Consider the following 13,657-nt stretch of genomic DNA (forward strand, 5'->3'; position numbering starts at 1 on the left):
TATTACATTAACCAATGATTTAAATATCATTGTAGTAAAAAATTATCGCAATTTTAGTTATTAAATTACCTGATTGGCTTAGCGTTATCGATACTGAGTATATTAATAACCATGTAGGATCATAGATAAAAATAAATTGTTTTTTATTAGATTGATATTAAATAATTGTCCATAGTCAAAAAATAAACGCTATGCTAGACTAAACCAAACTCTGAAGCTACTTTGCCTAAGTGATAATATTATTCATATGGTAATTTAGCCGCGGTATAGCTCAGAAATGGCTATGCTTCCCGATTTGGATAAGGTGTTTATTATATATATGCAATTAGTGGATAATTATCAGCGTCGCTTTCAATATTTGCGTTTATCAATTACTGAACTATGTAACTTTCAATGTCAGTATTGTTTACCTAATGGATATCGACCTAATAAAGATCATAAATTTTTATCGTTAAATGAAATTGATAATGTCATATCAACATTTACCGAACTCGGTGTGCATAAAATTCGCTTAACTGGTGGCGAACCGACTTTGCGTCGAGATTTTATGGATATTTTGTCAATTATTTCGGCTTATCCAAGTATTAAACAATTGGCAATTACTACCAATGGTTCACGATTATTAAAAAATGTCCATTATTGGCAACAAGCTGGGCTTAACGCTATTAATATTAGTATTGATAGTTTTTCTCCATATATTTTTAAACGAATAACTGGCCAAGATAAACTGCAAGAGTTAATGCAAGGAGTTGAAAAATCATTAGATGTTGGTATTGAGAAAGTTAAAATTAATACTGTTCTAATGAAAAATATGAATGATCATCTGAATGATTATTTAGCTTGGATTAAACACCGACCAGTAGAATTACGTTTTATTGAACTGATGGAGACAACCGAAAGCCGTCAGTTATTTAATCACTATCATTTAGCTGGTCAAGCGATGGAGTCTCAACTTATTGAACAAGGTTGGCAGTTACAAGCAAAAGAGGCATTATCTGGTCCTGCTAAAGTTTATGCTCATAGTGATTATAAAGGTAAAATTGGTCTAATTATGCCTTATTCGCAGGATTTTTGTAAAAGTTGCAACCGGTTACGAGTTTCATCGCTTGGTAAACTTCATTATTGCCTGTTTGGTGATGCCGCAGTTGATTTACGAGATTTGCTAAGCAGTCCAGAACAGAAAGCACAACTTAAGGCACGCGTGTTAGCTTCGCTATTAATAAAACCGGAAAAACATTTATTACATGAGCATAATCTAGGTATTACACCTAATTTATCTTATATCGGAGGTTAACACTCTGTTTTGTTTTGGTACTTGGTTAATTTGCCAATGAGTGATTGCCCAAGCTAATAACTGTGTTTGTGAGGCATCTTGCCAATTGTCTGGCAATTGTTGACCTAAAAATTGTAATGCTTGTGCGGTTAATAAATTCGCTTTTTTACTATCAATTGGGCTAGCATGGTTCTGTTTTGACAGCTTATTACCATGACTATCTAAAGCCAATGGTAAATGGCAGTAATTGGGAATGGTGAAATTAAATAATCGATAAAGCGAAATTTGTTTAGCGGTCACCGGCAGTAGATCTGCACCGCGAACAATTTCAGTTATTCCTTGATAATTATCATCCAATACTACAACTAAATTATAAGCAAATAGACCATCTTTACGATGAATAATAAAATCCTCTAAAGCATTAGCGGAATCAATAGTTTGTTGACCACGAATTTTATCATCGAAAGAAAAAACTGGCTGACTTTGCTTTAATCGAATAGCACATTGCTGTTGGTTCGTTGATGCTAAATATCGCTCACGACAAAAGCCATCATATATCCCATTGCTAAGATTATGGATCCTTTGTCTGGTACAATCACAATAATAAGCTTTTTGCTGAGTAATAAGTGATTGTAATACGGCTCGATAACGCTCACTACAATTTGATTGATATAAAACTTGGTCATCCCAATACAGCTCGAAAGCCTCTAAGGTTTTTAATATTAACGATGCGGCGCCTTTGACTTGCCGTGGTGGGTCAATATCTTCAATGCGAACAAGCCACTTACCAAAATTGGCTTTGGCTTGTAAGTAACTACCGAGAGCCGTCACCAAAGAACCAAAATGTAATGGTCCAGATGGTGAGGGGGCAAAACGACCAATATATTGCATGGGCGTATTGAATAAAACAACGGTTTAAATGGAAATTATATACCCATTTGTTTTTCACGAAGTTCAGCTAATGTTTTACAATCGATACATAAATCAGCTGTCGGTCTTGCTTCTAAACGACGAATACCAATTTCAACACCACATGATTCACAAAAACCAAAATCATCGGTTTCAATTTTCTTTAATGTCTTTTCAATTTTTTTGATCAATTTGCGTTCTCTGTCACGCGCTCTTAATTCTAAGCTAAACTCTTCTTCTTGAGTAGCGCGGTCAGCCGGATCTGGGAAATTTGCAGCCTCATCTTGCATGTGAGAAACTGTTTTACCCATTTCACCTTGTAACTGTGACAGCCATGCTTCTAAGATAAGTTTGAAATGTTTTAATTGCTTAGGATTCATGTACTCCTCACCTTTTGCCTCTTTATAAGGCTCAAGCCCTGCAATAGCAAGTAGGCTAAGAGAAGATGTATTTACTTTTTGTCCCTTTTTCACAGCAATCCCCTTAAGTACAGATTATTTGCGAGCGGTAAACTATAGCAATAATTTAGCCTTTGGCAAATTTTTTTTATTATTTTTTTGGCATTAAGACCATAAAAATTTACAACTATATGTTATTAATAAGATTAATTATTCATGCCATTTTTCTAATCCATTCATGGGACATTTTGTTAATAAATTAAACAGCTTATCGTTATCAGGTAATATCAGATCAGGTGAAATATCAAATAAAGGATAAAGTACAAATTCTCTCTTTTTCATATGATAGTGTGGTATGGTAAGCCTTTCTGTATTTATAACTAAGTCATCATATAACAATATATCTAAATCTAATGTTCTTGCTCCCCAACGATTTTCTTTACGGACTCTACCTTGTGACTTCTCAATGGTTTGTAAATGATCTAATAGTGCTATTGGTGTCAGAGACGTGGTTAATTTTATGACTGCATTGAGATAATCATTTTGATCTTGTGGTCCCAATGGTTTGCTACGATAAAATGGTGAAATATCAGAAACAACTGTTTCAGGTAATTGTTTTAAGGCTGCAATAGCTTGATTAGTTTGTTCTAATGGATCGTTAAGATTACTGCCTAAGGCAATATAACAAATTGACATAATTAGATTCAATTGAGGTGATGTTAAAACATAGTGATATTTTAACATATAAACAAGTTAGTAACTAACAAAGGAAATAGAATAATGTTTCAATTAAATTTTTGAAAAAAATTGAGGAGCGGTTTTTTTGAGTTTTATAACTATCTATTTATTATCATTTTTTTATGATATTTTTACTAAAAACTGGATGTGAATTTGGTTCAATTAAACCATAAACACATCCAATTATGAAGAATATACGTTATTTTAGTTTATACTATAAAACTTCGACAATTGATTCACAAAGTCTAGACATATTATCGATAGTCATTCCGGCGACATTGATTCGTCCTGAATTAACAATATAAATACCATAGTCATTACGCAATTTAAGTACTTGTTCTTCAGTTAAACCACTAAATGAAAACATACCATTTTGTTTGGCAATAAAACTAAAATCTTGGTTGGCACCTTTATCTTGTAAAGTTTTCACAAATAGTTGGCGCATACGATGAATACGTTGACGCATGCCTGTTAATTCATCAATCCACTCTTCTTTTAATTCAGCATTGTTTAATATATAAGAGACAATCTTAGCACCATGGGCTGGAGGATTAGAGTAATTGGCTCTGATAATGGTTTTGACTTGACTAAATGCCCGATCGGCAATTTCGCTATCCGCAGCAATTAAAGTGAATGCACCAACACGCTCATTATATAGACCGAAATTTTTTGAGTAAGAGCTAGCGATTAGTAGTTCAGGTTGATTATTCGCAAACAATCTAAGTCCATATACGTCTTCTTCTATACCTTGGCCAAACCCTTGATAAGCGAGGTCAAATAGTGGTAACCAACCATTTTTTAAGGCTAACTCTGAAATCGCTTGCCATTGTTCTGGAGTCGGATCGATACCGGTAGGATTATGGCAGCAACCATGAAATAGCACGGCTTCGCCGGCGACAACTTGATTTAAATCACTCATTAAACTATCAAAATCTAGGCTTCGTGTTTGCGCATTGTAATAACGGTATTCGCGAACTTCTAAGCCCGCAGTTTGAAAGACGCTGCGATGATTAGGCCACGATGGATTGCTTATCCATACTCGTTTTATTTTCGTACGGCGAGATAAAAAATCAGCCATGATGCGTAATGCACCGGTTCCGCCAGGGGCTTGCGCAGTTCTCGCTCGTTGATTTTCACTACCGAACAGTAAGATTTGAGTAGCAATATTAAATGAATTAACACCATCAATGGGTAAATAGCTTTTTGTGGTTTCATCATCTAGCAATAGATGCTCAGCTTTTTTTACACTTTCTAAAATAGGTGTTTTGGTGGTTTCATCTTTATAGACACCAACACTTAAATTAATTTTGTTGGTGCGTTCATCCTTGTTGTAGAGATCCGCTAAACCTAAAATAGGATCTGCCGGTGCTGCTAATAAATATTCAAACATAAGTTACCTATTTCTTTTAGTGACACTTATTGCATTATATACACATTGTTTGGCAAGTTACAATTTGTAAACCACAATGAGGTTGAGCCTCATTTTTACCACAGCTTAGTAATTATCGAAAGCTAATTATTATGCTATAACGATAAGTTTTTCAAGAAATGTCGCTAAATTAGATGATAATGTTGTCAATTGCCCAGTTATTAAATCTTCTTTAACCACTTCACCAGTCAAATTATTTAATGCGACGATTTCAGTATCATCATCGGTTGAGGCAATAAAAATGGTCGGCGTTCGCTTTAATTTTTTTTGTTGCGATAGGTGAGAAATTAAATTTTTTTCTAAGTTTGAAAAGTCATCATCATTCCACGCTTGCAACAAAATTAAATTAACGTCAGCAAATTTTGCTGTCAGATTTGCAGCATATTGTGTGCCGTAAAATGTATGTGCACTTGGGTGGATTCTGATGTTAATAACTTGTTCTGCGATGGTTAAATCTCTTGGAGGATTAAGTACAAAGGGTTGCCAATAAACGGCAAGATTTTCAGTTTTGATAATGCAAGGCGAGGGTAAACCGTGTAATTCTTCACTTTGTGGAGCTTTTTCAAATTGAGCGATCCAACGCTGGGTAAAATCAAGCAATGCTATTTTTTCAGGCGCTTCCATAACTAAATATTATCTCATAGTTCATTTTATAATCGATAGTTGTTTAATATTATACGGATCAAATTGGCATATATACAATTGTTAAAGTTAAGTTTTTAAATTCATAAAATGCGTTATAAATCGATGTAAAAAATTTGCCGAATTTATCGACAATTAAATGATGAAAAATTAGTGATCAAAGCTTTTTTTTATTGTATTTTCAGTCTAATTTTAGGGTAGTACAAAACCAGCATTAAATTGTTTATAAAATAGTCAGTTTAATTTGCTTGCTATCCGTTGCTGAAACGTGAATAATAGACATGGATATTTTATCCATGTAATGCAGCAATGGCGTTAGACATTACAGTTTGTCAAAATAAAATAGCGTAAGTAGAATTATTATAATTAATTAATATGTTTATTTTAAACAATCATATAAAGATTTAGTGGTTTGTTAAATTGTAGAAAAATAGAATTTGCAAACTCATCATTGAAATAATATCAATAATTGTATATTTAGTGGTGTTCAAAAAGTGTATAGGTGTTTTGAATGTAATATTACCTCTAAAAAGTGTATTGATGTTGGATAAGTTATACTGATTTCACATAAAATAATAACAAAAATAACACAAATAAAATAATGAATACGGTATAAAAAATATTTAAGTAAGTACTATTGTTTATCATTGTTAAAATAAGCGGTTATTGTTAATAATAAAGTTCTACCTACAGTTAATTTAGATTAATGAAGAGTGTAGAATAATGAAAAGAATGCTAATCAACGCAACCCAGCAAGAAGAGCTGCGTGTTGCCCTTGTTGATGGCCAACGCTTGTATGATTTAGATATCGAAAGCCTTGGTCACGAACAAAAAAAAGCCAATATTTATAAAGGCAAAATCACTAAAATCAATCCTAGTTTAGAAGCTGCATTTGTCTCTTACGGTGGTGAACGAGATGGTTTTTTACCTCTAAAAGAGATTGCTGAAAGCTATTTCCCTTCCAATATCTCTGGTCGTCGTAGTATTAAACATTTACAAGAAGGCCAAGAAGTTCTTATTCAAATAGAAAAAGAAATTCGTGGTAAAAAAGGTGCCGCTTTAACGACTTATATTAGTTTAGCTGGTAGCTATTTAGTTTTAATGCCAAATGATCCTAGAGCCGGTGGTGTTTCTCGTCGAATTGAAGGTGAAGAGCGTGCTGATCTCAAGCGTATTATTGATGCGTTGGAAAAGCCAAAAGGTATGGGCGTTATTGCTAGAACCGCTGGTGTTGGTAAAAGCCAAGAAGAGTTGCAACAGGATTTGAATGCTTTGGTCAATTATTGGACTGCGATTCAAAATGAATCTAAAAATCATCCAGCGCCAAGTCTAATCCATAAAGAAAGCGATATTATTACTCGCGCATTCCGTGATTACTTGCGTGATGATGTTGGTGATATTCTCATTGATAATCCAAAAGTGCTTGAAATTGCTAAAAAACGATTAGCTGATTTAGGCCGAGTTGAGTATGTGAGTCGCTTAAAACTTTATGAGGGTGATGTACCATTATTTAACCATTTCCAAATTGAGGGGCAGATTGAATCAGCATTCCAACGTGAAGTTCGATTACCATCTGGTGGCTCTATTGTTATTGATGCGACCGAAGCATTAACCGCTATTGATATCAACTCAGCGAAATCTATCCGTGGTAGCGATATTGAAGAGACTGCATTTAATACTAACCTTGAAGCAGCGGAAGAGATTGCTCGTCAATTACGCTTACGTGATTTAGGTGGTTTAATTGTGATCGATTTTATCGATATGACGCCAATCCGTAATCAGCGTGAAGTCGAAAATCGTTTGAAAGAGGCGATGAAAACTGACCGAGCAAGAATTCAAACCACACGTATTTCTCGTTTTGGTCTACTTGAGATGTCTCGCCAACGTTTAAGCCCTTCGTTGCGTGAAGCTACTCACCATATTTGTCCTCGTTGCCAAGGAACAGGTACGGTTCGTGATAATAATTCATTATCACTATCAATTCTTCGTTTAATTCAAGAAGAAGCGATGAAAGATAATACCGTGCAGATTGACGTGATTGTGCCGGTACCAATTGCAAGTTATTTGCTTAATGAAAAACGTCGAGCCATTACCAATATCGAAAGAATGCATCCAGATGTTAAAATCGTTATTGCTGGTGATGAAGAGATGGAAACACCTCTTTATAAAGTCATCCGTAAACGTCGTGGTGAAGAGACCGATGTATTAAGCTACAATTTACCTAAGTTGATTCGTGAGCTTGAAGAAGAGGAAGAAGATCAAGTTGCTGAATTGGTAGTAGAAGAAGCAGTATTATCTGGCCCTAAAGTAGAAGCAAGCAAAGCGCCAAAAGCAAAAGCTGAGCCGAAGAAAGTTGAGAAATCAACAGGTTTATTTAGTGGATTGTTTAAAAAGATTCGCCAACTATTTGTTACTGAAAAAGAGGCTCCAAAACCTGAAGTTAAGCCTCAGCAAAATAGACGACGAGACAATCAACGTTCAAATAATCGACGTCAACGTAATAATCGTAACAATAATGCAGCAGCTGCAGCAAATAATACAACTACTGAAGAAGTTAAAGAGCCGACACGTAATAATCGTCGTAGCAAACAAAATAACAATGGCAACACCAATACAACGAATAATATCAAGGCAGATAAAGTAGTTAATGAGACTGCACAACCAAAACAAAAAGAAGCTAAGCCACGCAGACAACCACGAAACTTAACTAAGAGTGTTCGGGTCAAAAATAGTGATGCGCCAGTTCAGAACGAACAAGAGCGTATTGTGATCCCTTCTTTATTGTTACCAATTATTGTTCCAGAAACAGGTGAAAATAAAGCTGTTGGCGAATCACAACCAAAACGTCAACGACGCACATCTCGACATTTGCGTATGAATACACCGCGTACCAAACGTCGTGGTAAAAATACTGAACTAAAACAGTCGCCAGTGCCGTTGTCATTTGCTGCTGCGTCTTTAGAGCTAGCATTAGGTCGGGTAGCGGTTGATTATAGTCAAGTGAATAGTGAACAACCAAATAACGATGTACCAGTCATTCCTTCACTTTTATTACCAATCGTAATTAAAGATGAGGTGAATACTAATAGTGCCGAAAAAGCGGTTGTTAGTGACCGAAAACCACAACAACCAAAAGTAGCAGCAACAAGCTCTCAAGCTGATATTGATGTTCAAGAAAATAAACCGCAGACAGATGAAGTCGTCACTATGCCTGCAACAGAAACGACTGCTGGTTATTCTTCATCAGTGATGACAAAGGCTCCTGCTCCAGATTATGTAGAATCTAATAGTGGGATAAAAACTCGAGAAGAGTTAGATTATCATTATGAAGGTAAAGGTAACGCGGGTGGCTTAAGTGCACAAGATCACGCTTATGCAGCTGCAAGTAAACCGGTTATACCTGAGTAGTGTATAGATAAATAACGGTGACAAATGTCACCGTTATTCTTAACTCATAAAAGCGATAAAGATAAACAATGATTATCTATATTTTAAAAAAAATAGTGACGTTTTTATTTATTATCTGCGTACTTGCCCAGATCAGCTTTTGTCTGGTTTATTTTGTTCCTCAATCTATTTTTAGTGATTTAACTTTTATTGATGCATATAGCGCTTTTTTTAAGCAACTATTGCAAGGTCAATTTAAGTTAATATCTGGTGAAACCGTTCCTTTTTTCGATACGTTATTAACAACATTTGAGCTTTGTATTTTAGCGTTACTTGTTGCGTTATTTATTGGTATTCCGTTAGGAATTTTTCTTGGTTTAAGTAATATAAATTGGCTAAATACCACAATTCGATTAGGTTGTTTAATCTTTTATTCCTGTCCGATTGTTATGTTAGCAGCATTAGTGATGTTTTATCTTTCATCAACATTGCCAATATCAATGAACTTCGATATATCAATATCAGTAACGGGAAGTTCTTTATTAGATATTATCCTTTCATCGCGAACAGACAAATTACCGGCAATTTTGGATCAACTACATTATTTACTTTTGCCAACAATCATTTTAGCGATTCAACCAAGCATTATGACTATTCAATTAGTCAGTGAAAATGTTAAAAATACCTCAAGGCAAAACTATATTAAAATGGCAATTATACGCGAGCGCTCACCATTTAAGATTTTACGTCGACATTTATTACCAAATTCAATTCCGGCGACAATCCCACAATTGACATATAATACAACGACTCTATTATTTTCAACGATGGTGATTGAAATCTTGTTTAACCGTGTTGGTCTTGGCCAATGGGTTATGTTGGCTTATCGTAATCATAATTATTTTATTATTTCGATAGCAATCCTTGCTTGTGGAACAGTAATTAGCTTATTAACTTTATTAGGTGAGATAACGGCTATTGCTATTTATCCATTACGTCATAAGGAACATTATGTCTAGGATAATTCAGTTAGGTAAGCGAATAAATTCGTGCTTTCATCGACTTCATAGCAATTTATATCTGATTGTCAGCTTTTATGGGATTTTAGCAATTGCTTTTATTGCATTATCGACTAAATGGTTTTTTCATGCTCATTTAAATCCAGTATATGTCGCTTCTTTGCCTCCCGCTTGGTGGCCGACTGGTGATATCAATCATATATTAGGAACAACGGCTCAGGGACAAGATATTTTCGATTTTTTATTGATCGGCTATCGGTCAACTATTTCAATGACATTAAAAGCGGTTTTTTATGTCATTATCATTGGTGGTGTGATTAATTATTTGATGTTTTTTGTTTCATTTATTCGACCGTTTATCTTATTTATCTTTAGATTCTTTATGGTTGTGCCACCATTATTGGGTGTGATTGTAATTAGTTTGCTATTAGAAGATGATATTACCAATATCTTAGTGATTATTGGTTTATCTTATGCACCAAGATTTATTTATAATATCCATCAACGTGTTATTAAAGAATGGAATAAAACTTACATCACAGCTTATCGACTTGATGGTTTATCTTCATTTTCTATTTTAAATCATTATATTGTACCTAATATCCTACCGGTTTATTTGACTGAGATAGTGTCTTTATTTGGTTCGGTTATTTTAGCTATCACAACCATTACGTTTTTAGGCTTTGCGAATGATTTTTCTCGACCTGATTTAGGCATGATGATGTTTAAGATGAAAGATATAATGGATGTTAATTTATTGGCCTTTTTAGCTCCAGGAATCGCCGTCTCTGTTACAATTATTTTGGTTTACTTATTCAATTTTGGGTTATATGGTCAGCGAGTAGGGCATTAATCATGGCACTATTAGACATTCGTAATTTAACTATAGAGTTTATTACTCCTGATGGCCTGCTACGGGCGATTGATCGCGTCAATTTAAAACTATCAGAAGGTGAAATTCGAGGTCTAGTTGGTGAATCAGGTTCAGGTAAAAGTTTAATTGCTAAAGCGATACTTGGTGTCACTAATCATAATTGGAAGATTTCTGCTGATCGCTTCTATTTTAATGATGTTGATTTATTGAAGTTGACACCGAAACAACGACGAAAAGTGATTAGTGATAATATATCCATGGTATTCCAAGAGCCACAATCTTGTTTAGATCCATCTATGAAAATTGGCCAACAGTTAATTGAGGCTATTCCGCGAAGAACATTTAAAGGACATTGGTGGCAACGACTATTTTGGCGTAAGCATCGTGCGATTGAGTTACTACATCGTGTTGGGATTAAAGATCATAAAGAAATACTTAAATCATACCCATTTGAATTAACGGAAGGCGAATGTCAAAAAGTGATGATCGCTATAGCATTAGCTAATCAACCTAAATTACTTATTGCCGATGAACCAACCAATGCCATGGAAGCGACAACCGAAGCGCAAATATTTCGTTTGCTTGCGAGTATGAATCAAAATATGGGGACAACTATTTTATTGATTAGCCATGATTTGCAAATGGTTACTCGCTGGACTGATCGTATCAATGTCCTATATTGCGGACAAACTGTTGAGGTTGCTGATAGTGAAGATTTGATTAAATCACCTTATCACCCTTATACTCAGGCATTGATTTATGCTATTCCTGATTTTGGTAAAGCGATGCCTCATAAAAGCCCTTTAAATACCTTACCTGGCGTTATTCCATCATTGGAACATTTACCCATTGGTTGTCGATTGGGGCCTCGTTGTCCTTATGCACAAAAAAAATGTATACAAGCACCAGAACTTATCCCAATCAAAGATCATTCGGTAGCCTGTCATTTTCCATTAAATACTGATGAGTAGTTTGAGATATAGGAATAGTTAATGAACCCAATATTAAAAGTCCGAAATTTATCAAAGCGATTTAAAATCCCTAAAGGACTCTTTGGTCATTTACAAATTGATGCCGTTAAACCCTTGTCGTTTTCGCTAAATGAAGGGAAAACGTTAGCCATAATTGGACAAAATGGTTCCGGAAAATCGACATTAGCTAAAATGCTGGTTGGTATGATTAAACCAGATAGTGGCGATATTTGGATTGATGGTAACAAAGTAGAATATGGCGATTTTGGCCATCGTTCTCAACTGATTCGAATGATATTCCAACATGTTGAAAGTTCATTTGATCCACGGCTTCGTATTGGTCAATTACTGGAAATTCCTCTTAAACGCAATGCCAATTATAGCAGTCATGAACGGGAAAAATTAATCAATGATGTTTTAAAACAAGTTGGTTTACTGCCGGAACATGCCTCTTATTATCCGTCAGTGATGGCTGCAGGCCAAAAACAACGAGTCGCTTTAGCTAGAGCTCTAATTTTAAAGCCTAAAGTGATAATTCTTGATGAAGCTTTAGCTGCATTAGATATTTCAATGCGTTCACAAATTGTTAATTTAATGTTGTCATTACAAGAAGAGCAACAGATATCTTATGTTTATGTCACACAAGATATCGGTATGATGAAACATATTAGTGACCAAATTATTGTTATGCATAATGGTGAAGTGGTCGAATATGGTAATACTGCCGAAGTTTTAGCTTCGCCACTAAGTGACATTACTCAAAAGCTTATCAATAGTTATTTTGGTGAAGCACTAACAGCCGATACTTGGCGGACAGATACTCGAGCTTTTTAGTTTTATTTTGCAGCAGAATAAACCAAATAACTTAGTTATTATTCTGATTTTGTTTAAAATATTCTATTTATTTTCCAATAAATACTCGACAAATTTTTTAAAACGCTCTATATTTAGCTATATAGATTTCTAGACGTCCGTTTTTCAATGTTATAGAAGATAATTTATTATTGTTAGGAGCTTTTGTTATGCCTATATGTATTCCTGATTCATTACCGGCAGTTGATGTTCTTCGTAATGAAAATGTATTTGTAATGACTTCAACGCGTGCTAATACTCAAGAAATTCGCCCACTTAAGCTTCTTTTCTTAAATTTGATGCCGAAAAAAATAGAGACTGAAAATCAATTTTTGCGTTTACTTTCTAACTCATCTTTACAGGTGAATATTCAGTTATTAAGAATAGATCAGCGTGAATCCAAAAATACGCCAATAGAACATTTGAATAGCTTTTATTGTGATTTTGATGATATTCGTGAACAGAATTTTGATGGACTTATTATTACTGGAGCGCCATTAGGTAAAGTCGCTTTTTCAGATGTTTTGTATTGGCCTAAGTTAGCTGAAATTATTACTTGGGCGAAAGATCATGTAACCTCAACCATGTTTGTTTGTTGGGGAGTGCAAGCGGCATTAAATGTTTTATATGATTTACCTAAATTCACTCGTTCACAAAAGTTATCCGGCGTTTATCAACACCAAATCTTGCAACCAAATGCGATTTTAACCCGAGGTTTTGACGATACGTTTCTAGCACCACATTCGCGTAATGCTGATTTTCCAATTGATAAAATTAAAAACTATACCGATTTAAATATCTTAGCTGAGTCAGAAATCACTGGGCCATACTTAATGGCAACCGCCGATAAACGAATGGCGTTTGTGACCGGTCATCCTGAATATGACTCATTTACTTTGGCTAATGAATATTCTCGTGACTTAAAAGCCGGCATTAACCCTGAGATCCCTTATAATTACTTCCCAGAAAATAATCCCGATTTAACACCAAAAGCGACATGGCGAAGTCATGCCTATTTACTATTTAGTAATTGGCTCAACTATTACGTTTATCAATTAACACCGTTTGATTTAACGACTCGTAATTTGACGATTGATGATTAAAAATTATATATATCAGTTATTTTAAGTTGTAATATAAATAATTAATCTAAATTTGACCATTT

The 13,657-nt window shown here is 34.7% G+C and carries 11 protein-coding genes, 1 pseudogene and 1 riboswitch; of the genes and pseudogenes, 7 read left to right on the forward strand and 5 right to left on the reverse strand.

Annotated elements, in window-relative coordinates; genetic code table 11:
- Window positions 1–198 precede the first annotated feature (198 nt).
- Window positions 199–322: riboswitch (molybdenum cofactor riboswitch) on the forward strand.
- Window positions 320–1,294 carry a GTP 3',8-cyclase MoaA gene (gene moaA, locus H3U97_RS09975; RefSeq protein WP_370545689.1) on the forward strand — a complete coding sequence of 325 codons (975 nt, stop codon included), beginning with the start codon at window positions 320–322 and terminating at the stop codon, window positions 1,292–1,294. It overlaps the preceding riboswitch by 3 nt.
- Here moaA and gluQRS read toward each other — a convergent pair.
- The 5 genes from gluQRS to syd all read right to left on the reverse strand — a co-directional run bounded on the left by gluQRS (window position 1,274) and on the right by syd (window position 5,371).
- Complete coding sequence (gluQRS, locus tag H3U97_RS09980) at window positions 1,274–2,164, reverse strand: tRNA glutamyl-Q(34) synthetase GluQRS (protein WP_198198850.1); 891 nt, start codon at window positions 2,162–2,164, stop codon at window positions 1,274–1,276. The two genes, moaA and gluQRS, sit on opposite strands and share 21 nt — an antisense overlap.
- A gap of 35 nt (window positions 2,165–2,199) precedes the next feature.
- Complete coding sequence (gene dksA / locus H3U97_RS09985) at window positions 2,200–2,655, reverse strand: RNA polymerase-binding protein DksA (RefSeq protein ID WP_065614638.1); 456 nt, start codon at window positions 2,653–2,655, stop codon at window positions 2,200–2,202.
- A gap of 135 nt (window positions 2,656–2,790) precedes the next feature.
- Entirely contained in the window at window positions 2,791–3,276 is a 486-nt protein-coding gene (gene folK / locus H3U97_RS09990) for a 2-amino-4-hydroxy-6-hydroxymethyldihydropteridine diphosphokinase (protein WP_198198852.1), read from the reverse strand.
- A gap of 256 nt (window positions 3,277–3,532) precedes the next feature.
- Complete coding sequence (locus tag H3U97_RS09995) at window positions 3,533–4,708, reverse strand: amino acid aminotransferase (RefSeq protein ID WP_198198853.1); 1,176 nt, start codon at window positions 4,706–4,708, stop codon at window positions 3,533–3,535.
- A 129-nt stretch (window positions 4,709–4,837) separates the two neighbouring features.
- Window positions 4,838–5,371 carry a SecY-interacting protein gene (gene syd / locus H3U97_RS10000; RefSeq protein ID WP_198198855.1) on the reverse strand — a complete coding sequence of 178 codons (534 nt, stop codon included), beginning with the start codon at window positions 5,369–5,371 and terminating at the stop codon, window positions 4,838–4,840.
- 741 nt (window positions 5,372–6,112) lie between these two features.
- On the opposite strand from syd, the pseudogene rne reads away from it, so the two are divergent.
- The 6 genes and pseudogenes from rne to metA form a co-directional block, all read left to right on the forward strand.
- Window positions 6,113–8,770: pseudogene (gene rne, locus H3U97_RS10005) on the forward strand (ribonuclease E); the annotation flags it as partial.
- A gap of 95 nt (window positions 8,771–8,865) precedes the next feature.
- Window positions 8,866–9,795, forward strand: coding sequence for an ABC transporter permease subunit (locus H3U97_RS10010; protein WP_065578393.1), 930 nt, complete (start codon window positions 8,866–8,868; stop codon window positions 9,793–9,795).
- Window positions 9,788–10,648, forward strand: coding sequence for an ABC transporter permease subunit (locus H3U97_RS10015; RefSeq protein WP_065578392.1), 861 nt, complete (start codon window positions 9,788–9,790; stop codon window positions 10,646–10,648). Before H3U97_RS10010 ends, H3U97_RS10015 begins: the two co-directional genes overlap by 8 nt.
- Before the next feature lie 2 nt (window positions 10,649–10,650).
- Entirely contained in the window at window positions 10,651–11,640 is a 990-nt protein-coding gene (sapD, locus tag H3U97_RS10020; protein ID WP_065578391.1) for a putrescine export ABC transporter ATP-binding protein SapD, read from the forward strand.
- A gap of 21 nt (window positions 11,641–11,661) precedes the next feature.
- The gene (locus H3U97_RS10025) at window positions 11,662–12,474 is read left to right on the forward strand and encodes an ATP-binding cassette domain-containing protein (protein ID WP_086365112.1); all 813 of its coding nucleotides are present in this window, start codon (window positions 11,662–11,664) and stop codon (window positions 12,472–12,474) included.
- Between the two features lie 188 nt (window positions 12,475–12,662).
- Window positions 12,663–13,595, forward strand: coding sequence for a homoserine O-succinyltransferase (gene metA / locus H3U97_RS10030; RefSeq protein WP_198198859.1), 933 nt, complete (start codon window positions 12,663–12,665; stop codon window positions 13,593–13,595).
- Window positions 13,596–13,657 lie beyond the last annotated feature (62 nt).

Source organism: Gilliamella sp. W8128 (assembly GCF_016100545.1).
Classification (GTDB): Bacteria; Pseudomonadota; Gammaproteobacteria; order Enterobacterales; family Orbaceae; genus Gilliamella; species Gilliamella apis.